Annotated in this window: 20 protein-coding genes; 8 read left to right on the top strand and 12 right to left on the bottom strand. The window is 38.4% G+C overall.

Features of this window, described 5'->3' with window-relative positions:
* Position 1 precedes the first annotated feature (1 nt).
* The 6 genes from ybgC to ABFY81_RS09365 form a co-directional block, all read right to left on the bottom strand.
* Complete coding sequence (ybgC, locus tag ABFY81_RS09390; RefSeq protein WP_004699892.1) at positions 2-409, bottom strand: tol-pal system-associated acyl-CoA thioesterase; 408 nt, start codon at positions 407-409, stop codon at positions 2-4.
* 212 nt (positions 410-621) lie between these two features.
* Positions 622-1,956, bottom strand: a complete 1,335-nt coding sequence (locus ABFY81_RS09385; protein WP_347913611.1) for a M20 family metallopeptidase — start codon at positions 1,954-1,956, stop codon at positions 622-624.
* Between the two features lie 205 nt (positions 1,957-2,161).
* Positions 2,162-3,166, bottom strand: coding sequence for a Holliday junction branch migration DNA helicase RuvB (gene ruvB / locus ABFY81_RS09380; protein WP_002052424.1), 1,005 nt, complete (start codon positions 3,164-3,166; stop codon positions 2,162-2,164).
* 8 nt (positions 3,167-3,174) lie between these two features.
* Complete coding sequence (gene ruvA, locus ABFY81_RS09375; protein ID WP_016146147.1) at positions 3,175-3,774, bottom strand: Holliday junction branch migration protein RuvA; 600 nt, start codon at positions 3,772-3,774, stop codon at positions 3,175-3,177.
* Positions 3,775-3,782: 8 nt separating this feature from the next.
* Positions 3,783-4,451 (bottom strand): hypothetical protein, encoded by a 669-nt coding sequence (locus ABFY81_RS09370; RefSeq protein WP_077163158.1) that lies wholly within the window; start codon positions 4,449-4,451, stop codon positions 3,783-3,785.
* Positions 4,451-5,791 carry a deoxyguanosinetriphosphate triphosphohydrolase gene (locus tag ABFY81_RS09365; RefSeq protein ID WP_004699901.1) on the bottom strand — a complete coding sequence of 447 codons (1,341 nt, stop codon included), beginning with the start codon at positions 5,789-5,791 and terminating at the stop codon, positions 4,451-4,453. Before ABFY81_RS09365 ends, ABFY81_RS09370 begins: the two co-directional genes overlap by 1 nt.
* A gap of 309 nt (positions 5,792-6,100) precedes the next feature.
* Between ABFY81_RS09365 and purL the strand changes: the two genes are divergently transcribed.
* The 4 genes from purL (at position 6,101) to ABFY81_RS09345 (ending at position 11,934) form a co-directional block, all read left to right on the top strand.
* The gene (gene purL, locus ABFY81_RS09360) at positions 6,101-9,934 is read left to right on the top strand and encodes a phosphoribosylformylglycinamidine synthase (protein WP_347913610.1); all 3,834 of its coding nucleotides are present in this window, start codon (positions 6,101-6,103) and stop codon (positions 9,932-9,934) included.
* An 82-nt stretch (positions 9,935-10,016) separates the two neighbouring features.
* Positions 10,017-11,222: a multidrug effflux MFS transporter gene (locus tag ABFY81_RS09355; RefSeq protein ID WP_347913609.1), complete on the top strand. Its 1,206-nt coding sequence runs from the start codon at positions 10,017-10,019 to the stop codon at positions 11,220-11,222.
* Between the two features lie 200 nt (positions 11,223-11,422).
* Positions 11,423-11,548, top strand: a complete 126-nt coding sequence (locus ABFY81_RS09350; RefSeq protein WP_000977276.1) for a KGW motif small protein — start codon at positions 11,423-11,425, stop codon at positions 11,546-11,548.
* 68 nt (positions 11,549-11,616) lie between these two features.
* Positions 11,617-11,934: an NGG1p interacting factor NIF3 gene (locus ABFY81_RS09345; protein WP_347913608.1), complete on the top strand. Its 318-nt coding sequence runs from the start codon at positions 11,617-11,619 to the stop codon at positions 11,932-11,934.
* On the opposite strand, the gene ABFY81_RS09340 is transcribed toward ABFY81_RS09345, so the two are convergent.
* Positions 11,931-12,731 (bottom strand): enoyl-CoA hydratase-related protein, encoded by an 801-nt coding sequence (locus ABFY81_RS09340; protein ID WP_347913607.1) that lies wholly within the window; start codon positions 12,729-12,731, stop codon positions 11,931-11,933. The two genes, ABFY81_RS09345 and ABFY81_RS09340, sit on opposite strands and share 4 nt — an antisense overlap.
* Before the next feature lie 109 nt (positions 12,732-12,840).
* Between ABFY81_RS09340 and ABFY81_RS09335 the strand changes: the two genes are divergently transcribed.
* The gene (locus ABFY81_RS09335) at positions 12,841-13,407 is read left to right on the top strand and encodes a nicotinate-nicotinamide nucleotide adenylyltransferase (RefSeq protein WP_347913606.1); all 567 of its coding nucleotides are present in this window, start codon (positions 12,841-12,843) and stop codon (positions 13,405-13,407) included.
* Here the strand turns inward: ABFY81_RS09335 and ABFY81_RS09330 are convergent.
* Positions 13,399-14,325 carry a LysR family transcriptional regulator gene (locus ABFY81_RS09330; protein ID WP_347913605.1) on the bottom strand — a complete coding sequence of 309 codons (927 nt, stop codon included), beginning with the start codon at positions 14,323-14,325 and terminating at the stop codon, positions 13,399-13,401. The genes ABFY81_RS09335 and ABFY81_RS09330 overlap by 9 nt on opposite strands.
* Before the next feature lie 97 nt (positions 14,326-14,422).
* On the opposite strand from ABFY81_RS09330, the gene gstA reads away from it, so the two are divergent.
* The 3 genes from gstA to ABFY81_RS09315 are packed head-to-tail and all read left to right on the top strand — an operon-like array spanning position 14,423 to position 15,650.
* On the top strand, positions 14,423-15,043 hold the full coding sequence (gene gstA, locus ABFY81_RS09325) for a glutathione transferase GstA (protein ID WP_347913604.1): 621 nt from the start codon (positions 14,423-14,425) through the stop codon (positions 15,041-15,043).
* 12 nt (positions 15,044-15,055) lie between these two features.
* Positions 15,056-15,268 carry a 4-oxalocrotonate tautomerase family protein gene (locus ABFY81_RS09320; RefSeq protein ID WP_019457266.1) on the top strand — a complete coding sequence of 71 codons (213 nt, stop codon included), beginning with the start codon at positions 15,056-15,058 and terminating at the stop codon, positions 15,266-15,268.
* A gap of 1 nt (position 15,269) precedes the next feature.
* The gene (locus ABFY81_RS09315; RefSeq protein ID WP_347913603.1) at positions 15,270-15,650 is read left to right on the top strand and encodes a nuclear transport factor 2 family protein; all 381 of its coding nucleotides are present in this window, start codon (positions 15,270-15,272) and stop codon (positions 15,648-15,650) included.
* Between the two features lie 4 nt (positions 15,651-15,654).
* Here the strand turns inward: ABFY81_RS09315 and ABFY81_RS09310 are convergent, their stop codons facing one another.
* From ABFY81_RS09310 to ABFY81_RS09295, 4 genes are all read right to left on the bottom strand, one after another.
* Complete coding sequence (locus ABFY81_RS09310) at positions 15,655-16,017, bottom strand: glyoxalase/bleomycin resistance/extradiol dioxygenase family protein (RefSeq protein ID WP_019457264.1); 363 nt, start codon at positions 16,015-16,017, stop codon at positions 15,655-15,657.
* Between the two features lie 11 nt (positions 16,018-16,028).
* The gene (locus ABFY81_RS09305; RefSeq protein ID WP_347913602.1) at positions 16,029-16,598 is read right to left on the bottom strand and encodes a CAP domain-containing protein; all 570 of its coding nucleotides are present in this window, start codon (positions 16,596-16,598) and stop codon (positions 16,029-16,031) included.
* Positions 16,599-16,717: 119 nt separating this feature from the next.
* Positions 16,718-17,179 (bottom strand): peroxiredoxin, encoded by a 462-nt coding sequence (locus tag ABFY81_RS09300; protein WP_347913601.1) that lies wholly within the window; start codon positions 17,177-17,179, stop codon positions 16,718-16,720.
* A 17-nt stretch (positions 17,180-17,196) separates the two neighbouring features.
* Complete coding sequence (locus ABFY81_RS09295; RefSeq protein WP_347913600.1) at positions 17,197-17,883, bottom strand: diphthine--ammonia ligase; 687 nt, start codon at positions 17,881-17,883, stop codon at positions 17,197-17,199.
* Positions 17,884-17,890: the final 7 nt, after the last annotated feature.

Below are 17,890 nucleotides of genomic sequence, written 5' to 3'. Positions count from 1 at the left end.
TTTAGTCTTGTTCCAATTCTTTACGAATAAGATCACGTATTTCTTCTGGAAGACGACGAGCTACAAGTTCTTTACTTAAACATGCCAATTCAACCTCGCCAGAAGCAAGCAAGATTTCACCACGATAAATATTTTGTTGCAACACAAATGACGCAGCTTTACATGAAACTACACGTGCTGTAACAGTAATTAGGTCATCCATTAGGATAGGACGCATGTATTTTACGTCAATTTTGTGAACAACAAAGTTGTAGTCTTTTTGATGCCAGTAATGATCAACACCAGAAGCACGAAGCCATTCTGTACGGGTACGTTCCATGTAGCGAATGTGGTTGGCATGGTAAACGATACCGCCTGCGTCCGTATCTTCGATATAAACACGAATATTGAATTCAAAATGATTCGCCATGAGAGTATTCCGTTTTAGTTCACTATAGAGCTTTATATTTAAAATATGACTTTGAATAAAACATTCGTTCTATTCAAAAGCCATACATCTGCTTTTAAATACGGGGCAGTTTAGCAGATTGCATACTAAGTCCTATGGCACAACCTTTCAATTGCGATTGCTGTATTTCTAATCTAAAAACGCTACATCTTATAGCTGGCAAGCTTTTTAAGTTAAGAGGGCTTCCATGAAGTTTGAACTTGTTTTGATATATTCGGATAATCTAATACGAATCTGACGTGTAGCTCTGTTCCAGTTTTTAAGGCTTTATTATCTACAATAAAATAGGGGCTATGATTTGGTGCAGCTTGAGTTAAGTCCTGATTTTCTGGTGTTGCACCTAAGAAAACAAAGAACGATGGCATTAATTTGCCATAATAGGCAAAATCTTCACTTGCGCTTGCATTATGATCCAAAACATGAAGTTTTGAGTCTCCAACAACCTTGACTAAAGTTGGCTGAATAAACTGAGTCAGTGTTTTGTCATTCATGGTCACTGGCGCATAAGGCGCAATTTCAACTTTGGCAGTCACATCATTGGCTTGAGCATTATGCTCTATCATGACTGGTAAACTTTTTAAGATATTTGCTCGTATTTCTTCGTTATTAGAGCGAATGGTACCAATCATATTTACCTGTTCGGGAATCACATTTCCTGCTGTACCACCTTGAATATTGCCAATACTGACCACGCCCATACCTTGGGTTAAATCTGTTCTTCGGCTAATAAGACTTTGCAAATTATTAATCATTTGTGCCGATGCATAAATTGGATCTCTGCCTAACCACGGCGTTGAACCATGAACCTGCTTGCCGTTGACCTGAATACGTAAGTGGTCTGCACTATTTAAAATGGCACCATCTTTATAATAAAGGTGGCCACTTTGCATACCAGATATCACATGTATGCCAAAAATGGCTTCAGGTTTATAGTCTTTAAATGCTCCATCTGCGATCATCTTTCTGGAGCCGATTTGATCACCTTGTGTGAAATTATCTATATCTGCTCCACCTTCCTCAGCAGGTTGAAAAACAAAGACAACCGTACCTAATATTTTATCTTTATTGGCAGCTAGAATTTTTGCTGCACCTAATAGCATTGCGGTATGGGCATCATGTCCACAAGCATGCATCACATAAGTTTCTTTACCTTGATAAATTGCTTTTTGTTTACTCGCAAATGGAACACCACTTTTTTCTTCCATAGGTAGTGCATCCATGTCGGCTCTAAGCGCGATAATAGGGCCGGGTTTATTACCTTTTAAAATACCTACAACACCTGTTTTTGCATAACCTGTTTTGACTTGAATGCCATAAGACTTTAATTCTTTTTGAACAAGTGCAGATGTTTTAAATTCCATATTGCCAAGTTCAGGATTTTGATGAATATGTTGTCTTAACTGAATGACCTGATTTTCATTTTGTTGTGCGGCATCTTTGACCCAATCTGCTAGGCTAAGTTGACTCATGAGGGCAAATGGAAAAATTAAAGCGGCTTTTTTGTACATGTCCTTATCCTAAAAATATTATTGTTCATAAGATTTAATATCTAGATTTCTTATAATTCAGTTTTTAAAAATATTGAAAAATCAATAAGGTATAAATATAGACTTAAAAGGTATAGAGTAGCTAACGTATTGATAAGACAATTATTATTTGAGTTGAAAAAGAATACTTAAATTAAAAAAGGAAGAGAAAATTCTCTTCCAGTGCTTAGTTTTTAGGCTCAGGTGGCGTCATGCCAAACTGTAAATAAGACTGATTGGTTGCAATACGGCCTCGCGCAGTGCGCATGACATAACCTTGTTGAATTAAATAAGGCTCAATTACATCTTCAAGTGTACCGCTGTCTTCAGCCATAGCTGCTGCAAGCGCTTCAACTCCAGCAGGACCGCCATCAAAACGCTCGAGTAACATGCTCAAATAACGACGGTCTAGCGTATCTAAGCCAGCTTTATCAACATTGAGCATATCAAGCGCACGCTGTGCCATTTCATGGGTCACTTCACCTGTACCTTTCACTTGCGCATAGTCACGAACACGTCTTAATAAACGATTGGCAATACGAGGCGTTCCGCGTGAGCGACGAGCTACTTCTTCTGCACCTTCAACTGTAATTGGTACATCCATGAGGTTTGCAGAGCGTGACACAATATGCGTTAAGTCTTCTACAGAGTAGAACTCAAGACGTTGCACAATACCAAAACGGTCACGTAGAGGTGAGGTGAGTAAGCCCGCACGTGTAGTTGCAGCAACTAGGGTAAAAGGCGGCAAATCGAGTTTAATTGAACGAGCAGCAGGGCCTTCACCAATCATGATATCTAATTGGTAATCTTCCATAGCTGGATATAGAATTTCTTCAATTACTGGTGAAAGACGATGGATTTCATCAATAAATAAAACATCACCTTCTTCAAGGTTGGTGAGCATCGCTGCTAAATCACCCGCACGCTCTAAAACAGGCCCTGAAGTGGATTTGAGGTTGCCACCCATTTCACGCGCAATAATATTGGCAAGCGTGGTTTTTCCTAAGCCCGGTGGACCGAAAATCAGTGTGTGATCGAGTGCTTCACCACGACCACGAGCCGCGCCAATGAAGATTTCCATTTGCTCGCGTACAACTGGCTGTCCAATATAGTCGGCAAGTGAAGTCGGTCGAATAGCCCGATCAAAATGATCTTCAGGTTTTTCTGTTCCACTGATTAGACGGTCTTGCATAAGTGTATTTACTTCATCATTGATTTAAGAGCAGCACGAATAATATCGGCTGATTCAGTGTAATCGGCTTTAACCGCAGCTACAGCTTTTTGTGCTTCAAGTGGCTTATAACCTAAAGATTGCAGCGCAGCTTCTGCTTCTGCAACAGGAGAGTTTGCAGCAAATTGAATTTGAGGCATAGTTGCTGCAGTTGAAGTGCCTTGAGCCAAGGTTTTAAAACGGTCACGTAGTTCAATCATTAAGCGCTCAGCTGTTTTTTTACCAACGCCCGGAACTTTGACCAATGTGTTGATATCATCATGTTCAATGGTATGAACCAATAACTCAACACTTAACGTTGATAAAATACCTAGCGCCATTTTTGGACCAACACCATTTACTTTTAATAAGGTGCGGAAAATAGTTTTTTCTTGGGCATCGCTAAAACCGTAGAGCTGCTGTGCATCTTCACGCACAACTAAATGCGTCCATAGCGTAACTTTCTGGCCTTTTTGTAATTGGCAAAATGTTGAAAGTGGCGTATCAATTTCATAACCCACACCATTTACATTCAGTAAAACAGTAGGGGCTTCTAAGGCAAACACTTCGCCAATTAAACATCCGATCATTGAATCTTTCACTTATTTGTTAATGGTTGAATAGTAGATGCCATTTGTTCTAAACGCAAAATGGCTTTTAAAATTTCTTTTCGATTTCGTGTGGATTTTATCCATGTAGGTAGACGTGAAAAATAACTGTTATTACCAGTCTGTTTAGTTCTTTCTCTTAAATTAGCTTCAACGAATATTTTTAATTCTTTTAAATGTGCAGGGCTATAAACGTATATGTCTCCATGCCTACTTGAAGTTTTTAGATAAAGTTCAAGACCATAGTGTGTAAAACCAAATTTTTGGTCTAAAACAAAAGCTACATTATATTTTTCAAATTTTGAAAAATTTTGGCATAGATGACATTTAGCTTGAATATACGGAGGATAAGCTCCTGAATTATTCAGCTTTTGATTTGCTTTGAGCCATGACCCACCGCAACTTTGGCAACGCTGGTAAGCTGTGGCGTAAAAATGACCATTGTGACGACTCGATATTGAGCTCTCTTCAGCTTTAATTTGATAACAACAATTTAAACAACTAAAAGAAAAAGTTCCTTGATAAGGCGCATTTACTGGTGATAAAGGACTGTCATATTTCAGGATACTCAGATGAGAACATTTAGGACATTTTACCCACTGATCTGAATACATAAAAGATGATGGATAAAGCCCTCTATCAACATGTCTACTTATCATTAAAACAGACCTATTTTATTACCTTGTAGCTCTTGCGCCAAGCTATAAGCCTGATGATCTGAAAACTTACTAATAATATCGAGTACCTGCATGATATTACTGTAGTGGTTATTGCTAAAGCGGGCACCGTACAAATGAAGGATCGACATTAAACGTTGTTCTTTAAAGCTTAAAGATTTATGCGGCATGGTTAATGGTACAAATGCGTCAAGAATAGTTTGCAAACTTTGATGTGCAATAATTTCTAAACCAGACTTTTGTGGGTGCTCAAAGATTTTTTCACGCGCCAGATTTTTGGCTGTTTCAATCCCTTTAGCAATATCTGGTGAGCAGTATTGTAAAAGGCTACCTTGCAGCTGACCTGTAATAATTTCATACTGATGTTTGGCAAAAGCGGTAGTGACTTCATCAACTAAACGTTTCATGACACGACCACGTAATGCCGAAATTTTTTGTTGCCATGTACTACTTGGCATTGATAACTCTTCAGGTTGGCCATAATCTGCAATTAAATTCAGAAAAATGGGTTCAACTTCTTGGTAATTCAGCATATTTAGAATAATGCCATCTTCTAAATCAATGAGGGCATAGCAAATATCGTCTGCAGCTTCTAATAAATAAGTAAGCGGGTGGCGGCAGTAATGGTATTCACCTAATTGAATGAGACCAAGCTGTTCAGCAATTTGCTTTAAAATTTCTTTTTCAGACTGATAGCAACCAAATTTGGCTCGTTGGTGTGATGGACGATCACCTTGAGAAGCTATTGTTTTTGAAAGCCAAGGATATTTTAAATATGCGCCTAGGGTCGCGTAAGTTAAACGCATACCTCCATCGTCTGGATGATAGTCAATACGGGTTAAGAGGCGTAAACCTTGAGCATTCCCTTCAAACTGACGGACGTCTGCTTCTTCTTCGGGCGTTAATTTTTTTAGAAAATCATTATGTGAGGCATCATCAAACCATTCACGAATTGCATATTCGCCCGCGTGTCCGAAGGGTGGGTTGCCAATATCGTGAGCAAGGCAAGCTGCTTGAATGATTGCGCCGACATCGGCAGGAGATATCCAAACGGGCAATTCATCTTTTATTTTTTCGGCTGCCAGCATACCCATGGAACGGCCAATACAGGAAACCTCAAGGGAGTGAGTTAAACGGGTATGGATCCCGTCATGCTGTGCTAAGGGGTGAACTTGAGTTTTACGGTTTAACTGACGAAAACTTTGTGAAAATATAATGCGATCATAATCTTTATGAAATGGGCTTCGAGCCAATTCTGTACTGCTTTTTTTACTACCTAAACGAACTGCAGAAAGCAGTTCTAACCAACGCATTTGTTCCATTTATCATTATTCAAAACTATAAAGCCTGATCATGCCAAAAAAAACTTAAAAGCACTAGCGTGGTGCGACATAGTTTGTCTTAGTTCAGGTTTTATTATGTTATTGAATAAACATGAAACAATTTATTTTTACCTATAATGCTTAAAAAAATGATTTTGAACAAAAAACACATCACTTCTTGCAGAATTAGGTTACAGAATACTGATTCTACATCTAGCTGATTTTAGCAAGACACAGTAGAATATGCGCTCTCTCTAAAGTCACATTGCGGTAAGGTTCACAAGACCTGCCCGTGGAGCCAAAATCAACATGTTTATCGTGGCCGGTGCAGCAGCACATTCTTCTTTTAAGAAAGCTCAACTATTAACACGTTTATCGTCAATTAGTTCTGTTCAATCTTTTGACAGCCAATGGGTCTATTTGTTTGATCAAGCGCTCAACGAGCAGCAACATCAATCTGCTTTGCAATTATTAAATGACGGTGAGTCTTTTGAACTTCGTCAAACTGCAAGTGATGAGATTCAGATTTTAGTAACACCACGTGTGGGTACTATTTCACCTTGGTCTTCTAAAGCAACTGATATTTTCAAGAACTGCAATACGCCAGTTCACCGTTTAGAACGTGGTCTTTTATTTACGTTAAAAGGTGTTTCTGAAATTTCTAATGAAGTAAAACAAGTACTTCATGACCGTATGACAGAAACTGTTTTTGCTCAAATTGATGATGCAAAAGCGCTCTTTTCAGAAACAGCTCCAAAACCTTTAAACTCAATTGATATCTTGGGTGAAGGTAAAGAAGCTTTAGTAAAAGCCAACAACGAATTTGGTTTTGCCTTATCTGAACAAGAAATTGATTATTTAACTGAAGCGTTCACTCGACTTGGTCGTAACCCAAATGACATCGAGTTAATGATGTTTGCACAAGCAAACTCTGAACACTGTCGTCATAAAATCTTCGGTTCTGAATGGACAATTGATGGTGAAAAACAACCATTATCATTGTTCCAAATGATTAAAAATACTTATAAAGAATCACCAACTGATGTGTTATCAGCATATAAAGATAACGCTTCTGTAATTGTTGGTTATGACACGATGCGTTTTTATCCAAAAGCAGATGAAAATGGTCATTTTGTCTATAAATATAAGAGCCAAGCCGCTCATATTTTAATGAAGGTTGAAACTCACAACCATCCAACAGCAATTTCTCCATTTGCTGGTGCTGCTACTGGTTCAGGCGGTGAAATCCGTGATGAAGGTGCAACTGGTCGTGGTGGTAAACCAAAAGCTGGTTTAACAGGCTTTACAGTTTCTAACTTAAATATTCCTGGTTTTGAACAACCTTGGGAAGAAAACTACGGTAAACCTTCACGTATGGCATCGCCATTACAAATTATGATTGAAGGTCCATTAGGCGGTGCGGCATTTAATAACGAATTCGGTCGTCCTGCATTAAATGGTTATTTCCGTACTTTTGAACAAAATGTAAATGGTGAAGTGAAGGGCTTCCATAAGCCAATCATGATTGCTGGTGGTTACGGCAACATCCGTCCTGACCATGTAGAAAAAGATGCGATTCAACCAGGTGACTTGCTCATTGTATTGGGTGGCCCTGCAATGTTAATCGGTCTTGGTGGCGGTGCAGCTTCTTCTGTAGATAGCGGTACAATGGGTGAAAGCCTTGACTTTGCTTCTGTACAACGTGAAAACCCAGAAATGGAGCGCCGTTGTCAAGAAGTGATCGATACATGCTGGCGCTTAGAAGACTTCAACCCAATCGTTTCTGTACACGACGTTGGTGCTGGTGGTTTATCAAATGCTATGCCTGAACTTGTAAATGACCACGAGTTGGGTGCAGTTCTTAACCTTCGTAAGATTCCTTCATTAGAACCGGGCATGAGCCCAATGGAAATCTGGTCAAACGAAGCACAAGAGCGTTATGTTCTTGCAATTCGTCCAGAGTCTTTAGAGCAGTTCGAAGCAATCTGTGCTCGTGAACGTTGTCCATTTGCCGTGTTAGGTGAAGCAACTGAAGCACGTCATTTAACTGTTGAAGATCCATTGTTCCAGAACAATGCAGTTGATATCCCAATGCAAGTGATGCTTGGTGGTACACCGCGTATGCAACGTTCTTATGAAACAATTGAGCGTAAAGGTAACGAATTTGACGCTTCAAAAGTTGATTTGAAAGATGCGATTTTCCGCGTATTGAAAAACCCTACAGTTGCGTCTAAGTCATTCTTAATCACTATTGGTGACCGTTCAATTACTGGTATGGTTGCACGTGACCAAATGGTTGGTCGTTGGCAGATTCCTGTTGCTGATGCAGCAGTAACGACTACAAGCCTACAAGGCTTTACTGGTGAAGCAATGGCGATGGGTGAGCGTCCACCAGTTGCATTGTTAAATCCAGCAGCGTCTGCTCGTTTGGCAGTTGCTGAAGCAATTACTAATATTGCATGTGCAAACATTGAACAAATTAGCGATATCAAACTTTCTGCAAACTGGATGGCTGCTGCTGGTCAAAAAGGTGAAGACCAAGCATTGTTTGAAGGTGTGAAAGCGATTGGTATGGAAATGTGTCCTGCTTTGGGAATTGCAATTCCTGTAGGTAAAGACTCACTTTCAATGCGTACCACTTGGAACGACAACGGCGAAGATAAAGCTGTAACATCTCCAATGACTGGTGTAATTACTGCATTTGCTCCAGTAGCTGATGTTCGTAAGACTTTAACACCTGAACTTAAGAATTTAGAAGATTCAGTACTTGTTCGTATTGATTTATCTAAAGGTCAGTTCCGTTTAGGTGGTTCGATTCTTGCTCAAGTATATAAAGCAATTGGTTCAATCACTCCAGATGTCGATAGTTTTGATGATTTCAAAGCGTTCTTTGCTTTAATTCAAGACTGGAATAACCGTGGCTTGATTCAAGCTTACCATGACATCGGTGATGGTGGTTTACTCGCAACTGTAGCTGAAATGATGTTTGCTTCACGTTTAGGTGTGGCATTAGAAAACCAAACTACTGCGGGCTTATTTGCAGAAGAAATTGGTGCAGTAGTTCAAATCAAAGCAGCTGATTGGGAAGCTTTACAAGCAGAAGTTGCTGCTTCTAGCTTGAAAGACGCAATTGCTGTAGTTGGTCGCGTAAATAACACTGATCAATTATCTGTAAACGGTTTGACTTTAGAGCGTGCAGAGTTACAACAGGCTTGGTCTGAAGTATCTCATCAGATCCAACGTTTACGTGATAACGTTGAAACTGCTGATCAAGAATTTGCTTTAATTACTGATAAATCACATCAAGGTTTAATTGCAAAACCTACATTTGATTTAAATGAACCTATTGAAGCGCCGTTTATTAATAGCCGTCGTCCTAATATGGCGATCTTGCGTGAGCAAGGTGTAAATGGTCATATTGAAATGGCAGCAGCTTTCGACAAAGTTGGCTTTAATACGATTGACGTACACATGAGTGACTTACTTGCTGGTCGTGTGAGCCTAAGTGATTTCGAAGGTTTAGTGACTTGTGGTGGTTTCTCTTACGGTGACGTAATGGGTGCAGGTGGTGGCTGGGCAAAATCAGTTCTGTTCAATGCGAAGTTACGTGATCAGTTTGAACAATTCTTCCACCGTGAAGGTACGTTTAGCTTAGGTATCTGTAATGGTTGCCAAATGTTGTCACAATTAGCACCGCTTATTCCGGGTGCTGAACACTGGCCACGTTTCCACCGCAATATGTCAGAAGTTTTTGAAGCGCGTAGCGTAAACGTTCGTGTTGAAAAATCTGTTTCTGTATTACTTGATGGTATGGAAGGTTCGATTTTACCGATTGCTGTTGCACATGGTGAAGGTCGTGCTGTTGCGAGTGAAGCTGATATTGCAAGCTTGAATGCAGCGAACCAAGTTGCGTTACGTTATGTTGATAGTCACGGTAACCCGACTCAACATTATCCATTGAACCCGAACGGTTCGCCGGAAGCGATTACTGGTGTAACATCTAAAGATGGTCGTGCAACGATTATGATGCCGCACCCAGAGCGTACTTTCCGTGCAATTCAACACTCTTGGAGTCCAGAAGAGTGGACTGAAGACGGTGCATGGTTACGTATGTTCCGTAACGCTCGTAAGTTTATTGGTTAATATAAAAAGTGAAATAAGCCACCGAAAGGTGGCTTATTTGTATGTAGTACAATGTAAATAGAATAAATAGTAGAGAAGAAAAATGAAGTCAAAAATCCATTTCCGTGAGTTCGCACTGTTGATGGCATTACTCATGTCTATTGTTTCTTTTTCAATAGATGCAGTTTTACCTGCTTTAGGTGAGGTTGGACGAGTTTTTGAATTAAAGAATAATAATCAGACACAGTGGGTCATTATTGGTATTTTTTCCGGTATGACGATAGGGCAACTCATTGCGGGCCCACTATCTGATGCGATCGGGCGTAAACGTATTTTATTTGCTGGGATCATCATTTACTTTTTGGGAAGTTTATTGTGCTTTACCACACAAAGTTTTGAATGGTTTTTAGTAGGGCGCTTTATTCAAGGTATTGGGGTTTCAGGTCCTTATGTCGCCTCAATTTCCATTGTGCGAGATAAATACAGCGGTGCTCAAATGGCCCGTATCATGTCCTTAATCATGATGGTATTTATGGTCGCTCCAGCGATTGCACCAAGTCTGGGACAGCTTATTATTCATTTCTTTGGTTGGCGTGACATTTTCGTTTTATATATGGTCTATGCCACAGTCGTTGGGGCATGGGTCGCTTTACGATTAGAAGAGACGCTACTTCCTGAAAACCGTTTACCTATGCGTTTACAAGCATTTCAAGAGGGCTTTAAAGAAGTTGTAAGTAATAAAACCACCATGAGTTATTTGCTATGTGCAGGTTTTTGCTTTGGTGGATTTATCGGTTATTTGGGAACTTCTCAACAAATTTTTATGCAGCAATTTGGTAAAACTGGGCAAGAATTTAGTGCTTATTTTGCTGTGCTTGCTGGTGTAATGGGCATTGCTTCATTTACCAATTCTAAAATTGTCATGAAATTTGGTATGCGTCCAATCTGTATTTATGGATTTCTCGGTCTTTGCTTAATTTCAATTATTTTCTTAGGGATTCAACTTATAGGTGTGACTGTAGCATTTTGGATGTTTATGCTTTATGCCTGCATTCTGTTCTTATTATTTGGAACTCTATTTGGTAATTTAAATGCGATTGCAATGGAGCCAATGGGGCATGTTGCCGGCATGGCATCGGCTATTATTGGTGCAGCGTCCTCCGTTTTGTCACTTATTCTTGCCTCTATTATTGGGCAATTATATAACGGCACATTAATTCCAATGACTTGCGGTTTTGTTATTTTATGTGGTTTAGCATTTATGATGACAGTATATGAGAACAGATATTTAAAGAAATCGAATGCTTAAAATGATTCAGAATAATGATAGCTCACTGAATTAGAAAAATTTTCTTTAAACTTAAAGTAAAGGTAAGAAAGTACGTTCTTTAAAGACTTTAAGAAAATCTATAAGAGTATAGACATAGGTGTATTTAACCCCTTATGCTTGGATTGCTGTTGGTTCAATTTTTGCTTTCTCTGTAACAACGATAAAAATCGGAGATCAAAATGATGAAAAACAAAAATCATATAAGAACGATGTACACAAGAGATAAAGGTTGGCGCTTATTTGGCTTGGCGCTTGCCATACAAATACTTTTTATTGGAGCAAATTATCTAGCAATGATGAGCTGACTTTGATTCGTGGTCTTCTTAAAGGGTATGATTTAAAGCAAATTTACTAGTTTTGAGTCATTCTATTCATGTTAAAGCTGATTTATTACGTACCTGAGTCACATCTTGAGTCGACTAAAGAGTCTATATTTGCGGCCGGAGCAGGTGGGATAGGGAACTATGAACAATGTGCTTGGCAAGTTAAAGGAATAGGGCAATTCAAGCCAGTTAAAGGAGCTGATCCTTATATTGGAGAGCTAGGTGAACTTGAGCAAGTTGACGAATGGCGTGTTGAAACGATTGTGCTTGAAGAAAAGGCAAATGCAGTGGTAATAGCATTAAAGGCAAGCCATCCTTACGAAGAGCCTGCCTTTGAGTTTATTCAAATCATAGAAGTTGATTTTTAATTAAACTGTGAAAAGTCTGGTTTACGTTTTTGCATAAATGCCTGCACAGCTTCTAGCATTTCTGGTGATTGAACGCGTTGCATAAAGATTTCTGCTTCATGGTCAATACATTCAATAATCTGATCTAAATCATGTTTCATTAAGGCTTTGGTTTGTTTTAATGAAGCAAGCGGTAACGCTGTTAAGTGTTGAGCAGTTGCCTGAGCAGTTGCATAAGCATCTTCAACGATTTCATTCACTAAGCCAGCTTGTAGAGCAGTTTCTGCATTGAACTTTTTCGCAGTAAACAGTAGTTCAGCTGCTTTGTGATAACCGGCTTGTTTAACCAATAATTGACTTGCACCACCTTCAGGAGAAAGCCCAAGGCTAACAAAAGGAATTTGGAAGAGGGCCGTATTGTCGGCAAAAACGAGGTCTGCCTGTAATAAAATCGTAACGCCAATACCAATTGCAACGCCTTTTACTGCAATAATAAGCGGCTTTGATAATCTGGCAGCAGATTTAAGGAGTACAAATGGAGGAACTTGACCTGCAGGGCCAGCATTCGGACTTTGTACAAAACCCATGAAGTCTTTCATGTCATTACCAGCGGTAAAGTCATGTTCGGCACCACGTAGAACGACTACTCGTACATCTTTATTTCGGTCAGCTTCATCAAGTGCTTTGGCAATCCATAAATAAAGTTCGCCATATAATGCATTTTTTGCTTCTGGGCGATTTATGGCTAAGGTGAGTACGCCACCTTCTAAATTTGCTTGTAAATGTTGATGAGGTTGTTGAATACAGCTAAGTGTCATCGTACTATCCTTGCTTTAAACCACGTTGTTGATTTTTAGGTTCTCATTATGGCGCATATTTTTTGTAATAAGCGTAACTGGTGAGTTCATAAAAAGTGAAAAACTCATTATGTATACATTTGACTATCTTGTTTTTATAGGGCGTTTTCAACCATTTCATTTGGCTCATATGCAGACAATTGAAATTGCTTTGCAGCAAAGCCGTTATGTCGTTTTAGCATTAGGCTCTGCTCAAATGGAGCGCAATATTAAGAATCCGTTCTTAGCAGTAGAGCGCGAGCAAATGATCTTGTCAAATTTTTCTCTAGAAGAACAAAAACGCATCCGTTTTGTACATGTGGTAGATGTTTATAATGATGAAAAGTGGGTAAAACAAGTCAAATCTTTAGTAAATGGTGTAATTGAACCGAACTCAAAAGTTGGTCTAATTGGGCATTTTAAGGATGAGTCTTCCTATTATTTGAGACTGTTTCCAGAGTGGATCATGGTTGAGCTTGATAGTTTAAAAGACTCTATTTCAGCAACGCCAATGCGTGAAGCTTATTATCGTGGTGAAATCCAAACTGAATTCTTTCCTGTAGGAACGATTAAATTTTTAGATGAATTTAAAGAGACGGAAGTTTATGCTGAACTACAACGCAAATATCTTATCGATGATAAAACCAATCTAAATTAATTCAGCTTGTGGTTTTAATTCTTTGATCAGAAAATCGATAAAAACACGAATATGAAAAGATTCGTGTTTTTTGAGTGGGTAGAGTAGAGAAAACGGACGTGAAGTTCCTGAAAATTTTGTAAGAATCTCAATCAACTCCCCATTTTGTAGCTCTTTTTCTACTATAAAACGGTAGGTTTGTAATAATCCTGCACTATGTTTTGTTAGTGTGATGGTACCTAGAATATCGTCTAAACAGCGGATTTTACCTGTACTTTGATATTCAATAATTTGATGGTTTGAATTGAATAGCCACGGTACATTTTTCCCTGTACTGGGTAGCACAAATTGAATGCATTGATGATGCTGTAAATCTTCAATGCTTTGCGGTATGCCGAATTTTTTTAAGTATTGTGGTGATGCCACCACAATTAGCTCAGCTTGTTCGAGTTGGCGTGCAATCAAATTTGAATCAGAAAGTTGTCGTCCGCGAATCGCTAAGTCATATCCTTCTGCAATAAAGTCCACATTTTTGTTGGTTAGTTGAACATCCACTTCGATGGCTGGATATTGCTGCGAGAATTTTGCTAATAATGGCAATATTCGGTAGTGCCCATAAGGTGTTGGTACGCTAATTCGAATCAAACCTGAAGGTTGTTGTTTTTGGTTTTTAAGTTGTTGCTCAGCTTCTAATATTTGATTTAATGCTTGTTTGCATTCCTCAAAATACATTTTTCCTTGTGGCGTCAAACGTACTTGTCGAGTCGTTCTCACAAAAAGTGGTGTGGCTAAATGCTTTTCTAATCGGGCGATTGAACGGCTTACAGCTGCTGGACTAACACCTGCATGAAGTGCTGCTTTGGAAAAGCTTTCGTTTTCTGCGACTAAGCAAAATAGCTCTACGCTACTAAACATCATTCTTTTTAGTTGTTGAGTCATTTATTACACCATGTAAAAAATGATTTGAGTTCTGGGCTATTTAAGCACATATAAGTAAACAATAAGATGATTTTCATACCTTGTATGGAGTTATTTTATGAAACTATATTATTCACCCAATGCTTGTTCTTTAGCACCACATATTGTTTTAAGAGAGCTGGGATTTGCATTTGAATTAATCAAAGTCGATTTGGACCAACATTTAACTGAATTCAATGAAGACTTTTATCAACTCAATCAAAAAGGACAAGTCCCTTTATTACAACTTGATGATGGTTCTTTGTTAACAGAAGGTGCAGTAATTAGCCAATTTCTTGTTGACCAATCGTCACGAAAAGATTTATTAGCTGAAATAAATATCGCCGATCGTTACAAGACTCTCTCATGGATGAACTTTATTGCTTCGGAAATTCATAAAGCGTATTCGCCATTTTTCAATGATTCTTATAATGAACAATGCAAAAGTGTATATAGCATCATCCTCAATAAGCACTATTCATGGATTGATGAACAACTAAAGGGACAAAAGTATTTAACAGGAAGCAACTTTACGATTGCTGATATTTATCTTTTTGTCGTTACTCGCTGGGTTGATTTTATTGGGCTCGATCTAAAGAATTTTATGCATTTAGCAAGTTTTATGCAGAGAATCGCCGAGCGTCAAACAGTTCAAGATGCTATTGCAGCCGAATCTCTTTGTTATGAAAGAAAATTATAAAAGGAGATAAGTATGCCTTATATCTTAATTCAAATTACTAAAGAAAATGTCTCGTTACAGCAGAAACAACAATTAATTCGAGAAGCAACGGAGCTTATGGTTCGTATACTTGATAAAGATCCTGCTACTACATTTGTAGTCATTGATGAAGTTGAAACTGATAACTGGGGTGTTGCAGGTGAAACTGTTTCTGCGATACGAAAAAGACAAAGTTGGAGTACTTAAAATGCAAAATAATCCTATTACTGAGATTCAGAAACAACTAGAGCAATATTTTGATGGTTTGTATTTTTGTGATGTGCAACTTCTAAATAATGTTTTTCATCCTGATGCTATATATATCAATGTAACCGAGCAACCCGTACTACGACTTAGCATGGCTGAATATTTTCCGATTGTTGCGAGTCGAATTTCTCCAGCTTCAAAGCGACAAACACGACAGGATAAAATCAATTCAATCAATTTGATTAATGAACGGTTGGCACTAGTACATGTTGAATGCGTTATCCACCCTAAATATTTTTATGATGCTCTTACATTTGTATTTGAAGATGATAAATGGAGGATTATATCGAAAGTATTCCATTATCAAATATTAATGGACTGAATGATTAAGCATCTGCCCAAAATATAAGTCGGTTGGAAAAAGGATCGGTGATGCTGAGTTCAAGGGTTTCCCAATCTGTTTTTTCAACCTGAGGTTTAGAAAATTTATAATCTTTTTTGCTTAGTTCACTATGCAACTCATAAATATGTTCCCAATAAATACGGATTGCACTATGAGGGCTCGCATCTCCAAAATGTTCAGATAAATGAATGATGCAATCATCTTTGGAGATTTGTAAATACAACGGAAAGTTATCTTCAAATTGGTGTTGCCAATCAAGCTGAAAGCCTAAGAAATCAAGATAAAATGATTGAGCTAACGCGACATCAAAAATTCTTAAAATAGGGGTAATCGAACCAGATTGCATCATTTTTCCTTTTAACGTGTACCAAATTGTTGTGTCCAGTAACTCTTTTGTTTAGCGGACTGATCCGAAGCACAAGCGATTGCATAAGTTGTAAACTTAGGGTTCATTAGGTTACTACAATGTAGAGGGCTTGCTAGCCATTTTGTCATTACTTCATTTAAAGTTTTCTGCCCACTCGCGACATTTTCACCATTCGCTTTACCAAGTGAATTATAAAGTTTTAAACGTGACTTTAAATCTAGTCCTGTTGAGCCAACATGTCCAAGAAAGTTATGTGTTGCCATATCTTGACTATGAGAGAGTGCACCTTGGTATAAATTATTATTCCAACTCAGCGGCGTAGTTGCAGAAAAATACTGCTGACCACACTGGCGTGATTGCTGGCGAATTTGATTAATAGTATTAAGAATAGCTTGTTGAAAGGCAGGGTTTTGTAAATCTTGGCAGCTTATTTCTATAGGGGATTTCTGAATTTGTGGAGTAGAAGAGCTAAGAGTCGGAGGCATACTCGAAGAGTTCACAGAACATGCAGTTAAAATAAGACTACAAACCGATAAAATAGAAAAGTTTAGTAGACTCATATTCATGCCTTCATTTGAATTATTTTAATATTTTTATCATACTCCAAATTGAACTGGTTGAGTGATTTTTGTACATGAGAAAAGCGAGTATTAGACTCGCTTTTCTCTACTTAAGTTTATTAAGCTGATTGTAGTGTTTTTAAGTCTTCTAGAACTTGTTCAGCATGCCCAGCAGCTTTTACTTTGCGGTAACTTTTAACTAAAGTTTTGTTATGGAAAATAAAGGTAGAGCGCTCAATACCCATTACTTTTTTACCATACATATTCTTTTCTTTAATGACATCAAAGTGATTACAGAGCACTTCTTCTTTATCACTAATCAGATCAATAGTCAGTGCCTGCTTTTCTGTAAAGTTCTGATGAGCTTTTACCGAGTCGCGAGAGACACCGTAAATACGAGAGCCCAAAGCATCAAACTGGTCTTTTAAACAAGAAAAACCGACGGCTTGTGTGGTACAGCCTGGTGTTGAATCTTTAGGGTAGAAGTAAATAATCAGCCATTCATTATCGACTTCAGCCAAATTAACTTCGCCGTGTGTAGTAGGGAAAACCTGATTTGGCAGTTGAATATTCTCAGACATTTCTTATCCTTTAAAAGTTAAATTTGATCTAATTCAAGTGGTAGAAAAGCATATTCTTCATGATAAACAATATCGAGTTTTCTTACAGGAATAGCTTTGTTAAAAATTGGACCATCAATGACAGTGGTATGGAATTCGCCGCCCTCACCACATGGATCAATGCCACGGTTTTCAAGCTCTTCTATATATTCTAAAGATAAAATTTGACCTAAATCTTCTACTTTCATTCCTAGTTTAAGATTAACAGTGACAATTACACTTTTAAATCCAAGTTGAATAAACTCTTCAACAACTTCGCGGTGCGGACGCAGCCAGAGTGGCATGCCTAATTTAAGCCCCACTGTTTGAGTGACACGGTCATGCCAACAACCATGTTCAGGCATATCTAAGTCACCTGTAACCAACACCTCTGCACTTTTTTGTTTGGCTTCATTCAGTAAGCTAATGAATTTACTTTCATAGTCATTCCAGCTGGATGAAGCCATAAATATGGGTAAGCCAATTGCTTGCGCTTGTGCTCGAATAATATCAAGTGGCATTGCATGCGAACGAGAACGTTGACCATGCTCTTCCAGCATAACAATTAAACCTATTACCTTGCCAGTTTTCATAGCTTGGTAGAGAGCAAGAGAGCTGTCTTTACCTCCACTAAATGAGACAATAGACTTTTTATCAGTTGCGTTGGTTTTCCATTGTTCTTGCATGGTTTAT

Source organism: Acinetobacter sp. WA-87, from assembly GCF_039938935.1.
In the GTDB taxonomy this organism is placed as follows: Bacteria; Pseudomonadota; Gammaproteobacteria; order Pseudomonadales; family Moraxellaceae; genus Acinetobacter; species Acinetobacter seifertii.
The sequence above is the reverse complement of the archived record's forward strand: the minus strand, read 5'-3'. Positions and strand labels throughout refer to the sequence as shown.

Excerpts from the sequence above, each read along its gene's own strand:
- ybgC (WP_004699892.1), bottom strand. The coding sequence starts at position 409 with ATGGCGAATCATTTTGAATTCAATATTCGTGTTTATATCGAAGATACG.
- ABFY81_RS09385 (WP_347913611.1), bottom strand. The coding sequence starts at position 1,956 with ATGTACAAAAAAGCCGCTTTAATTTTTCCATTTGCCCTCATGAGTCAA.
- ruvB (WP_002052424.1), bottom strand. The coding sequence starts at position 3,166 with ATGCAAGACCGTCTAATCAGTGGAACAGAAAAACCTGAAGATCATTTT.
- ruvA (WP_016146147.1), bottom strand. The coding sequence starts at position 3,774 with ATGATCGGATGTTTAATTGGCGAAGTGTTTGCCTTAGAAGCCCCTACT.
- ABFY81_RS09370 (WP_077163158.1), bottom strand. The coding sequence starts at position 4,451 with ATGATAAGTAGACATGTTGATAGAGGGCTTTATCCATCATCTTTTATG.
- ABFY81_RS09365 (WP_004699901.1), bottom strand. The coding sequence starts at position 5,791 with ATGGAACAAATGCGTTGGTTAGAACTGCTTTCTGCAGTTCGTTTAGGT.
- purL (WP_347913610.1), top strand. The coding sequence starts at position 6,101 with ATGTTTATCGTGGCCGGTGCAGCAGCACATTCTTCTTTTAAGAAAGCT.
- ABFY81_RS09355 (WP_347913609.1), top strand. The coding sequence starts at position 10,017 with ATGAAGTCAAAAATCCATTTCCGTGAGTTCGCACTGTTGATGGCATTA.
- ABFY81_RS09350 (WP_000977276.1), top strand. The coding sequence starts at position 11,423 with ATGATGAAAAACAAAAATCATATAAGAACGATGTACACAAGAGATAAA.
- ABFY81_RS09345 (WP_347913608.1), top strand. The coding sequence starts at position 11,617 with ATGTTAAAGCTGATTTATTACGTACCTGAGTCACATCTTGAGTCGACT.
- ABFY81_RS09340 (WP_347913607.1), bottom strand. The coding sequence starts at position 12,731 with ATGACACTTAGCTGTATTCAACAACCTCATCAACATTTACAAGCAAAT.
- ABFY81_RS09335 (WP_347913606.1), top strand. The coding sequence starts at position 12,841 with ATGTATACATTTGACTATCTTGTTTTTATAGGGCGTTTTCAACCATTT.
- ABFY81_RS09330 (WP_347913605.1), bottom strand. The coding sequence starts at position 14,325 with ATGACTCAACAACTAAAAAGAATGATGTTTAGTAGCGTAGAGCTATTT.
- gstA (WP_347913604.1), top strand. The coding sequence starts at position 14,423 with ATGAAACTATATTATTCACCCAATGCTTGTTCTTTAGCACCACATATT.
- ABFY81_RS09320 (WP_019457266.1), top strand. The coding sequence starts at position 15,056 with ATGCCTTATATCTTAATTCAAATTACTAAAGAAAATGTCTCGTTACAG.
- ABFY81_RS09315 (WP_347913603.1), top strand. The coding sequence starts at position 15,270 with ATGCAAAATAATCCTATTACTGAGATTCAGAAACAACTAGAGCAATAT.
- ABFY81_RS09310 (WP_019457264.1), bottom strand. The coding sequence starts at position 16,017 with ATGCAATCTGGTTCGATTACCCCTATTTTAAGAATTTTTGATGTCGCG.
- ABFY81_RS09305 (WP_347913602.1), bottom strand. The coding sequence starts at position 16,598 with ATGAGTCTACTAAACTTTTCTATTTTATCGGTTTGTAGTCTTATTTTA.
- ABFY81_RS09300 (WP_347913601.1), bottom strand. The coding sequence starts at position 17,179 with ATGTCTGAGAATATTCAACTGCCAAATCAGGTTTTCCCTACTACACAC.
- ABFY81_RS09295 (WP_347913600.1), bottom strand. The coding sequence starts at position 17,883 with ATGCAAGAACAATGGAAAACCAACGCAACTGATAAAAAGTCTATTGTC.